10 protein-coding genes are annotated in these 16,887 nt (G+C 69.5%); 6 read left to right on the forward strand and 4 right to left on the reverse strand.

Annotation, left to right across the window (positions count from 1 at the left end):
* Positions 1–277: 277 nt before the first annotated feature.
* On the reverse strand, positions 278–1,282 hold the full coding sequence (locus ACQHIV_RS00815) for a LacI family DNA-binding transcriptional regulator (protein WP_427890647.1): 1,005 nt from the start codon (positions 1,280–1,282) through the stop codon (positions 278–280).
* A 192-nt stretch (positions 1,283–1,474) separates the two neighbouring features.
* Between ACQHIV_RS00815 and ACQHIV_RS00820 the strand changes: the two genes are divergently transcribed.
* Positions 1,475–3,904 (forward strand): pectinesterase family protein, encoded by a 2,430-nt coding sequence (locus ACQHIV_RS00820; RefSeq protein WP_427890649.1) that lies wholly within the window; start codon positions 1,475–1,477, stop codon positions 3,902–3,904.
* Positions 3,905–3,910: 6 nt separating this feature from the next.
* Entirely contained in the window at positions 3,911–5,134 is a 1,224-nt protein-coding gene (locus ACQHIV_RS00825) for a hypothetical protein (RefSeq protein WP_427890651.1), read from the forward strand.
* Here ACQHIV_RS00825 and ACQHIV_RS00830 read toward each other — a convergent pair.
* The 3 genes from ACQHIV_RS00830 to ACQHIV_RS00840 are packed head-to-tail and all read right to left on the reverse strand — an operon-like array spanning position 5,131 to position 9,421.
* Positions 5,131–6,405, reverse strand: a complete 1,275-nt coding sequence (locus ACQHIV_RS00830; protein ID WP_427890653.1) for a glycoside hydrolase family 28 protein — start codon at positions 6,403–6,405, stop codon at positions 5,131–5,133. The genes ACQHIV_RS00825 and ACQHIV_RS00830 overlap by 4 nt on opposite strands.
* Positions 6,402–7,997, reverse strand: a complete 1,596-nt coding sequence (locus tag ACQHIV_RS00835; protein WP_427890654.1) for a glycoside hydrolase family 28 protein — start codon at positions 7,995–7,997, stop codon at positions 6,402–6,404. Before ACQHIV_RS00835 ends, ACQHIV_RS00830 begins: the two co-directional genes overlap by 4 nt.
* 11 nt (positions 7,998–8,008) lie before the next feature.
* A complete protein-coding gene (locus ACQHIV_RS00840; protein ID WP_427890656.1) occupies positions 8,009–9,421 on the reverse strand; it encodes a glycoside hydrolase family 28 protein in 1,413 nt (470 codons plus the stop codon).
* 147 nt (positions 9,422–9,568) lie between these two features.
* Between ACQHIV_RS00840 and ACQHIV_RS00845 the strand changes: the two genes are divergently transcribed.
* Genes ACQHIV_RS00845 through ACQHIV_RS00860 form a run of 4 tightly spaced genes read left to right on the forward strand, consistent with a single transcriptional unit; the run spans position 9,569 to position 16,878 of the window.
* On the forward strand, positions 9,569–10,960 hold the full coding sequence (locus tag ACQHIV_RS00845; protein ID WP_427890658.1) for a glycosyl hydrolase family 28 protein: 1,392 nt from the start codon (positions 9,569–9,571) through the stop codon (positions 10,958–10,960).
* A 9-nt stretch (positions 10,961–10,969) separates the two neighbouring features.
* Positions 10,970–11,974, forward strand: coding sequence for a LacI family DNA-binding transcriptional regulator (locus ACQHIV_RS00850; RefSeq protein WP_427890660.1), 1,005 nt, complete (start codon positions 10,970–10,972; stop codon positions 11,972–11,974).
* Positions 11,975–12,028: 54 nt separating this feature from the next.
* Positions 12,029–14,017, forward strand: coding sequence for a beta-galactosidase (locus ACQHIV_RS00855; RefSeq protein ID WP_427890662.1), 1,989 nt, complete (start codon positions 12,029–12,031; stop codon positions 14,015–14,017).
* A complete protein-coding gene (locus tag ACQHIV_RS00860; protein WP_427890664.1) occupies positions 14,014–16,878 on the forward strand; it encodes a glycoside hydrolase family 2 TIM barrel-domain containing protein in 2,865 nt (954 codons plus the stop codon). The genes ACQHIV_RS00855 and ACQHIV_RS00860 overlap by 4 nt, the downstream gene beginning before the upstream one ends.
* Positions 16,879–16,887 lie beyond the last annotated feature (9 nt).

Below are 16,887 nucleotides of genomic sequence, written 5' to 3' on the forward strand. Positions count from 1 at the left end.
GCGTGGGCCGGTGGAGGGGCGCGGGTTGGTGGTGGGGAGTGGGTCGGTGGAGGGGTGCGGGTTGGTGGTGGGGAGTGGGTCGGTGGAGGGGTGCGGGTTGGTGGTGGGGAGTGGGTCGGTGGAGGGGTGCGGGTTGGTGGTGGGGAGTGGGTCGGTGGAGGGGTGCGGGTTGGTGGTGGGGAGTGGGTCGGTGGAGGGGTGCGGGTTGGTGGTGGGGAGTGGGTCGGTGGAGGAGCGCGGGTTGGCGGTGGGGTCAGTGGCGGGGTCAGTGGCGGGGTCAGTGGCGGGGGGAGGTGCGGGGTGGGGGTGCGGTGGAGGAGCGGATCATCAGTTCGCCGCGGATGTGGGTGGTGGCGGTGGAGGGTTTGGGGGCGAAGCGGGTCCAGGCTTGGCGGCCTACCTCGACGGTGGAGACGGCGTACGTGGTCAGGCCGGGGTCGGTGTGGGCGCTCATTGGGGCGTCGTCGATGCCGGCGACCGAGATGTCGTGCGGGACCGAGAGGCCGAGTTCGCGGAGGCGGCTGAGGACGCCGACGGCGACGTGGTCGTTGAAGCAGATGATCGCGGTCGGCTTGTACGTCAGCGCCTCCTCGACCGCCTCCCGCCCGTCGGCGAGCGTGGACCCGCAGGTCACCCGGATGATCGTCAGCCCGGACGCCTCCGGTGACCGGAACCCGCGCTGGCGTTGCTGGTCCGACCACGCCGCGGTCGGCCCCTCCAGGTACGCGATCCGCTTGTGCCCGAGCCCCGCGAGATGCTCGCACAGCGCCCGCACACCGAGGTGGTAGTCGACGACCACCGCGCCGACCGCGTGATGACGCAGTACCCGGTTGATCAGCACCAGGCGGCGCGCGGCCTCGGCGACCTCGCGCAGCCGGGGCGTGCTCATCCGCGGCGCACACAGCAGCAGCCCGTCGACCCAGCGGGCGAGCTCGATCGCGGACCGGTACTCCTGTTCCGGGTCCTCCTCGGTGCCGGCCACCAGCGTGTGGTGATTCTCGGCGGCGGCCTCAGCCGCGAAACCCTTGAGGATCTCCGCGAAGTACGGATTCCCGAGGTCCGGTACGACGACGCCGACCGTGCGGCTGCTGCCGCGCAGCAGCGTCTGGGCGGCCGGGTTCGGCCGGTAGCCGACGTCGTGCGCGGCCGCGCGGACCCGTTCGGTGACCTCCGGCGACACCGGCTTGCCGCCGCTCAGCACCCGCGACACGGTCGCCGTCGACACCTCGGCCAGCCGCGCCACGTCGTGGATCGTGGCCCTCGCTGCAGTCGGCTCTCTCACCCGCCCATTGGACCATGACGACAGCGCGGATCGCCGCCGTTCAAGCGATGTAAACCTTTTCCCGATTTCGCCCCGCGAGCCCTTGACGCCACCGTGCGGCGCTGGGACCGTAACGAGGAAAAGGATTACCCGCCCACCGCCCCGGGCTCGCCGATGCATCTCGGTGCGGTGGTCTGCGCGCGAGGAGAAGCCGTGCGAAATCGCCTGATCAGCCTGTACCTGGTCGTTCTCGTAGGAGCCGCTCTACTGACGGTCTCCGCCGGCCCGGCCGCGGCCGCGAACCCGGCGACGTACGGGCCGTTCGACCCGCGGATCGAGCTCGCCGGCCACTGGGGCCGCGACGACGACACCGCGATCACCGTGAACTCCGGGTCGTCGGTCCGGTTCCGCTTCACCGGCTCGCACCTCGGAGCGCTGTTCGACACCGCGTCGATCACTGTCCCGGCCCAGTTGTACGTCGCGATCGACGGCCACGCGGCCGTACCGCAGAAGGCCGACGCGGATCACAAGGTGTTCGCCGACGACCTCGACCCGGGCGTCGCGCACACGGCGGAGATCCTGGTCAAGGACGTCGACGAGTACGAGAACCGCTGGAACGTGCCGCTGCAGACAGGCCTCGTGCTGAAGAAGATCGAGCTCGCCCCGGACGCCAAGCTGATCCCGCTGCCGACCACCGCGGAGCACCGGATCGAGTTCTACGGCGACTCGATCACCCAGGGCGTGATGGCGCTCTGCCCGGAGCTCGGCACCGACTGCGCGGACGGCACCAAGGCGTACCCGCACCTGGTCGGCGAGGCGTTCGGTGCGCAGACCAACCAGGTCGGCTTCGGCAAGCAGGGCATCCTGCAGCCCGGCCACGGCAATGTCGGTACGGCGGCCGAGTCGTTCGGCTGGAACCTCGCCGGCTACCCGGCGAGCGGGTTCGACCCGGGCGCGGTCGTGGTCAACTTCGGCACCAACGACGCGGCGTACGGCAGCGCGGAGTTCACCGCCGGGTACGTCGCGTACCTGCGGAAGATCCGGGCGGCCGATCCGAAGGCGCTGATCGTTGCCCTGCGCCCGTTCAACGGTATGCACGCGGACGACATCAAGGCGGCGGTCGCCGCAATGCAGGACCGGCGGATCGTGTACGTCGACACGACCGGCTGGCTCGGCGCCGGCGACTTCAACGGGAGCACGCACCCGAACGTGCACGGGCACCAGGTCGCGGCCGCGAAGCTGACGGCCGTACTGAAAGGCCTCACCGGATGGGCTACCGGTGCGGCTGGTGCGGTGAAGCTGTCGCCGCAAGGACCGGAGGACGCCACCTGCTCGGACACGGCGCTGACCATGAGCTTCCAAGGACCGGTGCGGCTCGGCGTGACCGGGAAAGTACAGATCCACAAGGCGAACGGCGACGTCGTCGACACCATCAGCCTGGCCGACCTGACGTCGTTCCAGCGCACGGTCGGCGGAGCGCGGACCGACTTCGATCAGGTGCACACCTGGATGTACCAGGCAGTCGTGGTCGACGGGCGGACGGTCACCGTGTACCCGCACCAGCGACTGGCCGGCGGACAGGTGTACTACGTGACCGTGGACCCCGGCTTCGTCGTCGGCAACGAAGGCATCACCAACTGGCGCTTCCGCGCCCAGCAGGACCCGAAGGCCGACGGCCATCTGACCGTCGGCCGTGGCAAGGACTTCTGCACGGTGCAGGCCGCAATCGACTTCGTGGCCGAGGGACACAAGCCGACCATCGACGTCGCGCCCGGGCTCTACCGCGAGCTCGTCTGGGTGCCGCCGACCAAACCCGGGCTGACGATCCGCGGCGCCGGTGCCGGCAAGACCGTGATCGGGTACCCGAACAACAACCTGCTGAACGGCGACTCCGCGATGGGCAGCGTCCCGCAGGAGCGGTCGTACTGTCAGCGCCGTGTCATCCCGCAGTCCGACCGGTTCAACTGCTGGCGGGCCGCGATGGGGGTGTTCGCCGACGACTTCACGATGTCGGACGTGACCGTGCGGAACCTCACGCCGTACCGCGGCTCGCAGGCCGAGGCGTTCTTCGGGAACGGGGACCGGATGGTGCTCGCCCGGGTCCGTGTCCTCGGATACCAGGACAGCCTGCGCCTGCAGGGCAAGGCGTTCGTGACGAACAGCTACATCGAGGGTGATGTGGACTTCGTCTGGGGGACCGGCGGGGTGTTCATGCAGGACTCCGAGCTGAAGGCGCTGCACGAGGGGTACTACAACCAGGTCCGCAACATCGACAACGGACCCGGCAACATCTTCGTCCGGGTCCGGCTGACCCGGGCTCCGGGGCTGGCCGACGACAGCGTCTACCTGGCGCGCGCCGAGCTCGGCCGGTTCCCGACCAGCCAGGTGGTGTTCATCGACTCCGCGATGGACAGCCACGTGAAGCAGGCCGGCTGGCAGATCACCAGCCCCAACGACTGCGCGGCCGCCGGGCAGATCCGGTTCTGGGAGTACCACAGCACCGACCTGGCCGGCCGCCCGCTCGATACCACCGCGCGCCTGGCGTGTTCCCGGCAGCTCGGCGACGAGGAGGCCGCGCAGTTGCGTGACCCGTTGTACGTCTTCGCCGGCTGGCACCCGGTCGTTCCCCGCCTCGAAAGGTGATCCATGATGAAGAACGTCAACCGTCGGGCCGTTCTCGGAGGTGCTCTCGCCGTGACCGCTACCGGGTGGCCCTTGAAAGCAACGGCGACCGAGGTGCCCGCGGGTGGAGTGCAGCCGCATCCGGTGCCGCGTCCGGTGGCTCCGGTCAACCAGGAGATTGCGGCTGCGCACGCGGCGGTCTACAAGACCCTGCCGCAGGTGGTGGTCGGCGTGGACGTCGAGGACCTGATGAAGATCCACACCGCGGCCGACGCGGACGCGCTCCGTCCACAGCTGGTCGCACAGGTGTGGAAGGACACCGGCGTACTCCCGACCGCGCTGCCGACCGTGACACGGGACGTCGGTGCGCCGTCGGTGCTGCCCGCGTTCACGGGCGTACGGCGGTACGACAAGCTCGACGTGCCGATGGAGTTCGGGTACGTGTCGACGGTGTTCCTGCTCGAGCCGACGCAGTCCACGCACCGCCGGGTGGCGTTCTACCACAACGGGCACGGTGAGGGACCGGAGACGATGCAGCCGGTCACGCAGGCGCTGCTCGACCACGGGTACACCGTGCTGCTCTTCGCGATGCCGTTCTACCACTGGAACCCGAAGACCCTGCAGGACCCGGCCGACCCGGCCAAGCAGTTGCAGCCGTCGCACAACGACCTGCCGCGGTGGGCGTCGGACAAGTACTCGCCGCTCGCGCTGTTCCTGACGCCGCTGTCGGTCGCGATGAACTACGTACAGGCGACGTACCGCCCGTCGTCCGTGCAGATGATCGGGCTGTCCGGCGGGGGCTGGGCGACGACCGTGTACCCGGCGCTGGACACGCGGGTCACCCGCTCGTACCCGACGGCCGGCTCGCTGCCGTTCTTCGTACGGCCGGGGTCGCCGAAGCCGAGCCCGACCCGCGGCGACTGGGAGCAGCGGCTGGACATGCAGCCCGGCTTCTACGGGCTGGCCGACTTCCCGGACTTCTACGCGCTCGCGTCCGTCGGCCCGCACCGCCGGCAACTGCAGATCCTGAACCGGTTCGACGACTGCTGCTTCAACGGCGTCGGCCACCGCTCGTACGAGGCGGTCGTCCGGCAGCGGATCGCGGTCATCGGCACCGATGCCGTCAGCAACGAGTCGAACGGCCACTGGGAACTCCTCGAGGACGCCACCCACCAGCAGCACGCGATCAGCCCGTACGCCCTCTCAGTCATCCTGTGGGACCTCGACGTCCACTGCGCCCACCTGCCCTAACGGATCTGGTGGACGTCGCGGATCGGGTGGCCGTTGATCGTGACGTTGTCGAAGCTCAGTGCCGTGTGCTGCACGGTGCTGGGCCGGTCGACGGTGAAGTCGCAGTCGATGAGGCGGAAGTCCTCGATCCGGGAGTGCCGGTAGCCGCGGAGCAGCAACGCGTTCCGGGCCTGCTCGACCTTGAGGCCGCGGAGTTCGACGTTCCGGACGTACGGCGTCAGCGGGCCGGCGTCGCCCTCGCCGCGGTAGAAGTTGCACTGGACAACTTCCTTCGTGACACGCGTGACCGTGACGTCGCGCAGGTACACGTTCTCCACGAAGCCGCCACGGACCGCGTTCGTCTTGATGTACAGGGCGAAGTACGGCCCGTCGATCCGGCAGTTCCGCACGTACACGTTGCGGATCCCGCCGGTGAGGTCCGAGCCGAGCGTGATCGCGCCGTACTTGACCCGCAGCTCGCAGTCCTCGATCAGCACGTCCTCGGTCGGTACGCCGACCCGCAGACCGTCCGCCTCCCGCCCGGATTTGAGCGCGACGCAGTCGTCGCCGGCGTCGACGACACAGCCGCTGACCACGACCGAACGGCACGACTCGAGGTCGATGCCGTCGTTGTTCGGGCCCTGTGAGTCGATCACGACATCGCGGATCGTCACGTTCGTGCACAGCACCGGATGGAGCTGCCAGAACGGGGACCGGACCACCGTGACGCCCTCGATCAACACGTTGGTGCAGTTGTACGGCTGCACGAAGCTCGAACGGAGACGGCGGCCGACGATGCGGTGCTCGAGCGGTACGCCGAAGAAGCTCTGCTCCCGCAGTACCTGGAACTCCTCGTCGCACTCGTGGAACCACTGCCACCAGGTCTCCCACGAGCCCTGCCCGTCGAGCGTGCCGGTGCCGGTGATCGCGATGTCGGTGCAGTCGTTCGCGTAGATCATCGGGGCGTGGTTCAGCACCTCGAGGCCCTCGTAGCGCGTCTCGACCAGCGGGAGGTAGTCGGCCGGGTCGGTGCTGAACAGGAGGGTGGCGCCCGCGCTGACGTGCAGTTCGACGTACGACAGCAGCCGGATGCCGGTGGTGTGCCAGCGCCCGGGCGGTACGACGACGCGGCCGCCACCGGAGGCGTGGCAGGCCTCGACGGCGGCGGCGATCCCGGGACCGGCGTTCGCGGGGGTCGCGCCGTACGACGTGATCGGGAAGTCGACGGCGGGGAAGCTCGGCGGACGGACGGTCGCCCTGATGCGGCTCGCGTCCGCCCAGTCGCCTGTCACAGGAGCTGCGCCGGATCCGTGATGAGCCGGCCGTTCACCGTGACGTTGCGGAACGTCAGCTCGGTGTCCTGGATCGAGCTCGCGGCGTCGATACTCGTGTAGGTGCAGTCGATCAGCCGGAAGTCCTGGATGGGGGAGCGCGGGTAGCCGAAGATCGAGAACGCGTTCCGGGCGTGGCCGACGTTCACGTTGCGCAGTTCGACGTTGCGGACCCGCGGCGTCAGCGGGCCGGTGTCGCCCTCGCTGCGGTAGAAGTTGCAGGAGACCACTTCCTTGGTCAGGTTCGAGATCTCCAGGTCGCGCAGGTAGAGGTTCTCGGCGAAGCCGCCGCGGACCGAGTTGGTCTTGATATACAGGCCGAAGTACAGGTTCGGGCTGCCGATCGTGCAGTTCCGGACGAACACGTTCCGGACGCCGCCGGTCATCTCGCTGCCGATCGTGATCGCGCCGTACCGGATGTTCAGCGTGCAGCCCTCGATCAGGATGTTCTCCGACGGGACCGCGATCCGCAGGCCGTCGGCGCCCTTGCCGGACTTGATCGCGATGCAGTCGTCACCGCAGTCCAGCGTGCAGTCCTGGATGTGGACGTACTGCGAGCTCTCCGGGTCGATGCCGTCGTTGTTCGGGCCGCGGCTGTCGATGTGTACGCCGCGGATCGTGATGTTGCGGGACAACACCGGGTGGATCTCCCAGAACGGGGAGCGGACGATCGTCACGCCCTCGATGAGTACGTTGCGGCAGGACTGGGTCTCGATGAACGCGGCCCGGAGGTGGTGTCCTTCGCCGAAGACGCGGTCTTTCACCGGTACGCCGGACTCGGTCAGCTGGGTGAGTGCCTGCGCGTCCGGGCCGGAGGGGGTGACCCAGGACCACCAGTTGTCCCAGGTCGCACCACCGTCGAGGGTCCCGCCGCCGGTGACGGCGATGTTCTCGCAGTCGCGGGCGTAGATGAGCGGGGAGTAGTTCATACACTCCTGCCCCTCGAACCGGGTCAGTACGACGGGCAGGTAGTCGCTCGGGTCGGTACTGAACAGGAGCGTCGCGCCGGGGGAGACGTACAAGTTGACGTTCGACTTGAGATGGACCGCCCCGGTCAGAAACGTGCCGGCCGGCACCACAACCCGCCCACCACCGGCCCGGTGACAGGCGTCGATCGCCTTCGCGATCGCCTCAGTCGCGAGCGTCGTCCCGTCGGCGACCGCGCCAAAGGTGCTGATGGAAAAGTCGCGGGCGCGGAACTGCGGGGGACGTGTGTTGGCGAGGATGTCGCCGACCTGTCCCCACCCCGGTCCCGGGTCGGGGGAGCCGAGCTCACCGGCTGCCGTTCCGGCGGCGCCCGCCGCCGCACCCCCCTCACCACCCGCGCCGGCGGCCCCACCACCCGGCCCGACACTCCCACCGCCAGCGGTGCCTGCTCCGCCTGCCGCGCCCGCGCCGCCTGCGCCGCCCGTGCCTACGCCCCCTACACCACCTGCATGTCCCGCGGCGCTCGGCGCCGCGGCGGCGGGGGCGGCGCCGAGGGGGGCCGTCGTGCCTGCGACCGCGGCCGCGGCGGCGAGGCGGAGGAAGGTCTTTCGGGTGAGGTCGTCCATGTGAGGCTCCTTCACTGGTCCACTCGGGTGCCGTTGAGCCAGACCTGGGTCAGGTGGAGGTCTTCGACGTTGGTGATGACGTTGGGTTGGGTCATGGCGTCGAAGTGGCACTGGTGCAGGTGGATGGCGCGGAGGGGGTCGTCGGGGAGGCCGAGGAGGTTGAGGGCGCGGGGGGCGGAGTCGACGGTGAGCCGGCTGATCGTGATGCCGTGCACGTCGGGCGGGTACGCGCCGGTGGTCACGTTCGCGTAGTTCAGCACGATCTCGATCGCCGAGTCGGCGGCCTGCCCGACCGACACCCGGCGTACGTCGATGTTCGTGATCGTGCCGCCGCGGTCCGGGTTGCTCTTGATCCGGATCGCCCGCTCGAGGTGCGGGCTGCTCATCGCGCAGTCCCGGACGAAGATGTCCATCACCCCGCCGCTGGTTTCGCTGCCGGCCGTGACGCCGCCGTTCCCGTCGGCCATCACGCACTTCCGGACGACGGCGTACCGCGCCGGCACGTTCACCCGCCGGCCGTCCGCGTCCTTCCCGGACTTGAACGCGACGCAGTCGTCACCGGTGGAGATCGTGCAGTTCTCGATCAGTACGTCGGTGCACGACTCCGGGTCGATGCCGTCGTTGTTCGGCCCGTTCGGGCTGTCGACGGTGACGCCGCGGATCGTCACGTTCCGGCACAGCACCGGGTGGATGTTCCACATCGGCGAGTCCTTGACCGTGATGCCGTCGAGCAGAACGTTCTCGCAGCGGTTCAGTTGGAGCAGGTTCGGGCGCAGGTAGTGCCCGTCGCCGAACACCCGCTCCTCGACCGGCACACCAGCCGCGGCCAGCTGGATCAGCACCGTCTTGTCGGGCCCTTCGTTGGGCGGCGGCCCGCCGGTCCAGTCCCACCAGTGCGTCGCGTCGGCGCGCCCGTCGAGCACGCCCTGCCCGGTGATCGCGATGTCCCGCTGCCCGTACGCGTACACGAAGGCGGAGTAGTTGTAGCACTCCGTCCCCTCGTACCGCGTCGCCACCACCGGGAGGTACGCCGCCGGGTCCTGGCTGAACGCGAGCCGCGCGCCCTTCTCCAGATGCAGGTCCACGCGGCTCAGCAGATGGACGGCGCCGATGCGGTAGTCGCCCGCCGGTACGACGACGTGCCCGCCGCCGGCCCGGTGACACGCCTCGATCGCGGCCCGGAGCGCGGCCGTACAGTCGGTCGCGTCGTCGCCGACCGCGCCGTACGCCGTCACGTCGTACCAGCGGTCCGGGAAGCGAGGCGGTCTGATCCGGTTCAGGATCGCGGCGACCTGGGCGTCGGCCGCCGCATCAGGAACCGGGCCGGCGGCGGCCGGGGCGGTACCGCCGCCGAGCAGAGATCCGCCGGCGGCGAGAGCACCACCGGCGAGCAGGACGGTACGGCGACGAAGTGGGGCGGGCATCCGCGACCTCCTAGCATGCAAACGATTGCAACCGATCGTGCCCGGAAGCCGTGAGCGTGTCAACGGCTGGCCTTGACCGTCCTGGAATCTCTTGGATACTTACGGGTAAAGCTTTACCTGACTCGTCCCCGTGGAAGGTGTCCGCCCATGCATCCCACTCGTCGTCAGCTGCTCGGTGCCGGTCTCGGCGGAGTGGTTGCTGCAGGCATCGGCCTGCCCGCCGCGGCCGCGGACCCGAGCGCCGAAGGTCTGGTCAGGTCCCGGATCCGCCCGCCGCGGTTTCGGGATGTGTGGTATCCGATCACGGAGTACGGCGCGACGCCGGCGGATGCCACCGCGGGGATCGCGGCGGCGATCGTCGCCTGTCATCGCGCCGGCGGCGGGCATGTCGTGGTGCCGGCCGGGACCTGGCAGACCGGGGCGATCGAGCTGTTGAGCCGCGTCGACCTGCACCTGGAGGAGGGCGCGACGCTGCGCTTCAGCACCGACCCGGCGGCGTACCTGCCGGTCGTCCGCACCCGGTGGCAGGGCGTGGAGGTCTACAACTACTCCCCGCTGATCCGCGCCGAGGGCCAGACCGACATCGCCATCACCGGGAAGGGCGTCCTCGACGGCGCCGGTGACAACGAGCACTGGTGGTACCTGATCGGCAGCGGTCAGTACGGCTGGCACACCGGCCTACCGAACCAGCGCGCCGACTGGGCCGAGCTCGAGCGGATGAACAACGAGCAGGTCCCCGTCGAGCAACGCGTCTTCGGCGCCGGGCACTACCTCCGCCCGAGCTTCGTCCAGCCGTTCCGGTGTACGAACGTGCTGATCGAAGGTGTGACCATCAAGGACTCGCCGATGTGGACGATCCACCCGCTGGAGTGCCGCAATGTGACGGTCCAGGGCGTCACGGTCGACAACCTCGGCCCGAACGGCGACGGCTGCGACCCGGAGTCCTGCACCGACGTACTGATCCGGGACTGCACGTTCCGGACCCACGACGACTGCATCGCGATCAAGTCGGGCCGGGACGCCGACGGCCGCCGGCTCGGGCTGCCGTCGCGCGGCATCGTCGTCGAGGACTGCACGTTCGTGAGCGGTGGCGCCGCCGTCGCTGTGGGTAGTGAGCTGAGCGGCGGCGTCGAGGACGTGTTCGTCCGCCGGCTGTCCGCGCCGGCCGACCCGGCCGCGGACGAGGCGTACCTGCAATGGCTGCTGTGCGTGAAGTCCACGTCGACACGCGGTGGCTATGTGCACAATGTCGATGTCCGGGACGTGGATTCGCGGGCCTGGATGTATCGTCCTCTGGAGATCACGTTCAGCTACCAGGGAGGTGGCGACCAGTCGCTGTACCCCGACGTACGGGACATCCGTTTCGACCGGGTCCGGGTGGCGCGGGCCGAGCGGGCGTACCGGATCGTGGGTGCGGAGACGCGGCACATCCGGTCGGTGGTGGTCAGCAACAGCCGGTTCGGCCAGGTCGCGGCAGAGGCTGTCGTACAGTACGCCGACGACGTGACGGTCCGAAATGTCCTGATCAGCGGTTCTTAGGGGTACGAAGTGGCGGAACGGGTTCGGTTGATCGACGTCGCGCGTGAGGCCGGCACCTCGGTCTCCACGGTGTCGCGGGCGCTGAACGGGTCCGACCTGATCTCGCCCGAGGTGGTCGCGCACGTCCAGGCGGTGGCCGGCCAGCTCGGGTACCGCGCGGACAAGCGGGCGCAGGAGTTCAAGCTCGGCCGCCCGCTGACGGTCGGCGTCACGGTGCCCGACCTGACGAACCCGTTCTTCTCCGAGGTGCTGAAGGGCCTGACCGGCGCCGCGCGGGCGGGCGGCTACCGGCTGCTGATCGGGGAGAGCGGCGAGGATCCGGCCGAGGAGTTGCGGCTGGTCGACGAGCTGGTCGACTACTCCGGAGCGCTCGTGCTGTTCAGCTCCCGCCTCACCCGTCAGGGCCTGGAGAAGGCGATCGCGCAACCCGTTCCGGTGGTGTCGATCAATCGCAACGTCAAGAACGCGGGCGTGGTCGCGATCGACTACCGCGCCGCGTCGCGGCTGCTGCTCGAGCACCTCACCGGCCTCGGGCATCGCCGCGTGCTGTACGTCGGCGGTCCGGCCACGTCCTGGTCCGACGGCGAGCGCCGCCGGACGTTGCGGCGGACGGCGCGGTCGCTCGACGTGACGCTGGACGAGATCGACGGCGGCTGGTCCGGCAACCATGGGTACGACGCCGGTCCGACCGTGCTGCACAGCCGGGCGACCGCGGTGATCACGTTCAACGACCTGGTCGGGATCGGGCTGCTGAGCTGGCTGTACGACAACGGCGTCGAGGTCCCGGCCGAGCTGTCGGTCGCGTCGTACGACGACATCCCGATCGCGTCGTACTCCCGGCCGCCGCTGACGTCGTTGCGCAACGAGCGGGCGAAGCTGGGCGAGCTGGCCTGGGAACAGCTGAGCAAGCGGCTCGGCGGGGCGGACTGGCCGGCGCCGGATCTGCTGACGCCGGAGCTGGTCGTCCGGGCGAGCACCGGGCCGGTCCGGCGGAGAGTTCGCATCCGGGTCTGAATCCCTGCATGCAAACGATTGCACGCGGATGCGCCAGTCGGTTACGGTTGGTGCATGCTGCCGCCACATGTCGTGCTTGGGACGGCCTACTACCCGGAGTACCTGCCGCGCTCGGCCGGTGACCGGACCGCCGTCGACCTGGACCTGATGGTTGCCGCCGGCATCACCGCGATCCGGGTCGGCGAGTCGGTCTGGTCGACCTGGGAGCCACGGGACGGGGTCTTCGACCTGGAGTGGATCCGCCCGGTGCTGGACGGCGCGGTCGCGCGCGGCATCGGGGTGATCCTCGGGACGCCGACGTACGCCGTACCGCCGTGGCTGCAGCGGGCGCATCCGGAGATCGCGGCCGAGCGGCGGACCGGCGTACCGGTGCCGTGGGGGATCCGGCAGGAGATCGACCACGGGCAGCCGGCCTTCCGGTTCCACGCGGAGCGGGTGGTACGGCGGATCGTGGAGCGGTACCGGGACCACCCGGCGGTGATCGGGTACCAGGTGGACAACGAGCCGGGGGTGCTGCTGGCGCACAACGCCGCCGCCTTCGAGGAGTTCGTGGCCGGGCTGCGGCGCGAGTACGGCGATGTCGAGACGCTGAACGAGGTGTGGGGGCTGACGTACTGGTCGCACCGGTTGAGCGACTGGCCGGAGCTGTGGCGGCCGGACGGCAACAGCACGCCGTCGTACGACCTGGCCTGGCGGCGGTTCCAGGCCTCGCGCACTACCGAGTTCATCGGGTGGCAGGCAGAGCTGGTGCGGTCGTTGCGGCGGGAGGGGCAGTTCGTGACGACCTGCCTGGCGTACGACCGGCCGGCGGTGGCCGACGTACCGCTGACGGCGGCGCTGGACGTTGCGGCGGGCAACATCTATGTGGATGTGCAGGACGGGCTGGCGCGACCTTCGCTGCCGTCACGGTTGGCGCCGGGGTGGATCGGGCGGTCGGTCGCGGACGTGTTCCTGGCGGCGGATCGCGGGTACGGGTCGCGCGGCGAGCCGTTCCTGGTGACCGAGACGAACGCAACGTCGATCGGCGGGTCGCACCAGAACAAGCCGCCGTACGCCGGGCAGCTCCGGCAACTGGCGTGGGCGATGGTGTCACGGGGCGCGCGGATGATCGAGTACTGGCACTGGCATTCGATCCATCACGGGGCGGAGACGTTCTGGGGCGGGATCCTCGGTCATGGGATGCAGCCGGGTCGGATCTATCGTGAGGTTGCGGCGATCGGGGCCGAGTTCGCGGCGGCCGGGTCGTCGGTGGCCGGGCTGACGCCGGACGTCGATGTGGCGGTGCTGTGGTCGCAGGAGAGCGACTGGGCGATGCAGTTCCAGCCGCCGTTGGCTTCGGGCGGTCAGCCTGACAAGGCGTCGTACCGGAGTGTGCTGGAGGCGTTCTACGGTGGGATCGTGGACGCCGGGTTACGGCCCGGAGTGGTGCCGGTGGAGCGGATCGAGGCCGCGCTGACGGCGCCGGTGGTTGTTGCCGCAGGCCTCTATGTCGCGTCGGACGCGGTGCTGGAGCGGCTGGTGTCTTACGCGCAGGATGGTGGGCATCTGATTGTGGGACCGCGCACCGGGTACGCCGACGAGCTCGCGCGGCCGCGGGCGGACGTTGCGCCCGGACCGTTGCGGAAGGCCGCGGGGCTGTCGTACCAGGAGTTCGAGAACCTCGAGGACGCGCCGGCGGTGGAGGGGATGGCCGGGCATGCCACACGATGGGCCGAGACATTGCTGGTCGAGGATGCCGACGTACTGGCGACGTACCGGCATCCGAGCGGTGAGCGACGGCCGATCGTCACCACGAAACGCTGCGGGAGCGGCCGGATCACGTACGTCGGGACGGTGCCGGACGCGGCGCTCGCGGCCGGGCTGTTCGGGGAGTCGCGGCTGTGGGCGCCGTCGGTCACCGCGATGTCCGCGGTGAACGCGGCCGGCGAGCGGATCTGGTTCGTGCACAACTGGTCGGGTACGGCGGTGACCGTCGAGCCCGCGGCACTGGGGCGGATCGAATTGGGGCCGTGGGACGTCCGGGTGCTCAAGGAGACGCGATGAGGTACTTCGAGGACCTGACGCCGAGCACCGGAGCGCGCGAGCCGCGGGCGTGGTTGCGGTCCTCGCGACCGCGGATCAGCCTGAACGGGCGGTGGGACTTCAAGCTCTGGGACAGTCCGCCGTCTGGTGTGCCGGCAGTCGGTGGAGACTGGGGCTCGATCGAAGTCCCGGGGCATTGGGTGCTGCAGGGGCACGACCGGCCGCGGTACACGAACACGGCGTTCCCGTTCCCGATCGACCCGCCGTACACGCCGTCCGCGAATCCGACGGGTGATCATGTGCGGTGGTTCTCGCTGCCCGCGGACTGGCCTGTCGACGGGGCTGTCCTGCGGTTCGAGGGTGTTGACTCGGCGTTCAAGGTGTGGGTGAACGGGGTCGAGGCCGGGACAGCCAAGGGCAGTCGGCTGCCGAGCGAGTTTGATGTCGGTGGGCTGCTGCAGCCGGGGCGGAACGTGCTGGCGGTCCGGGTACACCAGTGGTCGTCGGGGTCGTACCTCGAGGACCAGGACATGTGGTGGCTGCCGGGGATCTTCCGGGACGTGACGCTGCTCGCGCGGCCGTTGATCGACGACGTCTTCGTGCACGCGTCGTACGACCATGTCACCGGGGGTGGGACGCTGACGGTGGACACTCGTCCGGACGCGGTGGTGCGGGTCGCGGAGTTGGGCATCGTGACGGAGCCCGGCGTACCGGTGGAGATCGCGGCCGTCGAGCCGTGGTCGGCGGAGGTGCCGCGGCTGTACGACGCGGTGGTCGAGGTGCCGGGGGAGACCGTCGAGCTGCGGATCGGGTTCCGGACCGTGGCGATGGTGCACGGCGTGTTCACCGCGAACGGGCGGCCGCTGTTCTTCCGCGGCGTCAACCGGCACGAACACGACGAACGCCGCGGACGGGCGCTCTCCGTCGAGGCGATGCGGGAGGACCTCGTGTTGATGAAGCAGCACAACATCAACGCCGTACGGACGGCGCACTACCCGCCGCATCCGGCCTTCCTGGACCTGTGCGACGAGCTGGGGCTGTGGGTGATCGACGAGTGCGACATCGAGACGCACGGCTTCATCTACACCGACTGGCGCGGCAACCCGGCCGACGACCCGGCCTGGGCTCCGATGATGCTCGACCGGATGCGTCGGATGGTCGAACGCGACAAGAACCACCCGAGCGTGGTCATCTGGTCGCTCGCCAACGAGAGCGACCGCGGGCAGAACTTCGGCGTACTGGCGTCCTGGACACGTGAGCGGGATCCGTCCCGGGCGGTGTTCTACGAGCGGGACCGGACGTACGAGTTCTCGGACTTCTACAGCTTGATGTACCCGCCACTGGAGGACCTGGAGGCGATCGGTACTCGCACCGAGGACGTGACCACCGACGACTCCGCCTTGGAGGCTCGGCGACGGGCGTTGCCGTTCATCCTGGCCGAGTACGCCCACGCGATGGGGAACGGGCCGGGAGGGTTGGCCGACTACCAGCGGGTGCTGGAGCACTACCCGCGACTGCAGGGCGGCTTCGTCTGGGAGTGGATCGACCACGGCCTGCTGTTGCCCGGCGCAACGGACCATGTGTACGGCGGTGACTTCGGCGAACGCCTCCACGGCACTAACTTCTGCATCGACGGCCTGCTCTTCCCGGACCGTACTCCGTCGCCCGGTCTGACGGAGTACAAGAAGGTTCTGGAGCCAGTCCGCATCACGGCGCCACTGACGATCGAGAACCACCGGACGTTCGCCGGGACCGATGACCTTGAGTTCCTGTGGTCAGTAACGTCCGACGGCATCGAGGTGGACTCAGGCCGTCTGGAGGTTCCAACCATCGCTCCAGGCACCTCGGTCCATCTGCAACCCCCACCCCTTGCCACTGACGCAGATGCTGAGCGGGTGCTGACTGTGCGAGCGGTGCTGGCGAAGGACACCTCCTGGGCCAACGCGGGACATGAGGTCGCCTGGTCGCAGTTCGTGCTTGAAGAGGCTCCTGCGGCGCCTGTCGTGGCTGGCGTGCCTGTTGTCCAGAGCAGGGACGTGCTGCGCCTAGGTGGCGGCATGTTCGACCGTAATACCGGACGCCTGACCCGACTGTACGGACAACAGGTCGACGGCCCGCAGCTGGACCTCTGGCGGGCGCCAACCGACAACGACAACGGCCAGGGCGGCCGGAACGGCGTCACCCAGGAGTGGCGCGCCGCCGGCCTCGACCGCCTCCTGCACCGCGTCGACGGCGTAGACGTGGACGACAAGAGCATCGTCGTATGCGCCCGCGTAGCCCCCGAAGGCCTTGGCGTAGCCGTCCGCACCACGTACCGCTGGACTGCCGACGGCAACAACCTCCGGTTGACAGTCGACGTACACCCAGAAGGCGAGTGGGCCGGCACCGCCGTCACCCCACGCTGCACGACGTGGCCCCGCGTCGGCGTACGGCTGCAACTCCCGCAGACGTTGGAGAACGTGCAGTGGTACGGCGGCGGCCCAGGCGAGTCCTACGCCGACAGCCGCTCCGCTGCCCGCGTAGGACGCTACCAACACACCGTGGACGAGCTACAGACCCCGTACGTCGTACCCCAGGAGAACGGAGCCCGCACAGACGTCCGCTGGGCCGAACTGACCGATGCCGAGGGCAACGGCCTACGCGTTACCGGCGCCCCACACTTCCAGTTGACCGCCCGCCGCTGGACCACCGAAGACCTGGAAGCCGCCCGCCACCGCTCAGACCTGACCCCCCGCGACCACATCTACTTCAACCTGGACCTGGCCCAGTCCGGCCTAGGCTCCGCCTCCTGCGGCCCACCCACCCGGCGCCCGCTGGAGATCGCCCCCTACAGCTTCATCCTCACCTTCTCGCCCGCCGGGACCAAATCTGTGGATAACTAAAAATCCTTG

Origin of the sequence: Kribbella polygonati (assembly GCF_050320105.1) — a bacterium.
Classification (GTDB): Bacteria; Actinomycetota; Actinomycetes; order Propionibacteriales; family Kribbellaceae; genus Kribbella.

Coding starts and splice junctions, on each gene's coding strand:
- ACQHIV_RS00825 (WP_427890651.1), top strand. CDS start 3,911: ATGAAGAACGTCAACCGTCGGGCCGTTCTCGGAGGTGCTCTCGCCGTG.
- ACQHIV_RS00835 (WP_427890654.1), bottom strand. CDS start 7,997: ATGGACGACCTCACCCGAAAGACCTTCCTCCGCCTCGCCGCCGCGGCC.
- ACQHIV_RS00840 (WP_427890656.1), bottom strand. CDS start 9,421: ATGCCCGCCCCACTTCGTCGCCGTACCGTCCTGCTCGCCGGTGGTGCT.
- ACQHIV_RS00845 (WP_427890658.1), top strand. CDS start 9,569: ATGCATCCCACTCGTCGTCAGCTGCTCGGTGCCGGTCTCGGCGGAGTG.
- ACQHIV_RS00855 (WP_427890662.1), top strand. CDS start 12,029: ATGCTGCCGCCACATGTCGTGCTTGGGACGGCCTACTACCCGGAGTAC.
- ACQHIV_RS00860 (WP_427890664.1), top strand. CDS start 14,014: ATGAGGTACTTCGAGGACCTGACGCCGAGCACCGGAGCGCGCGAGCCG.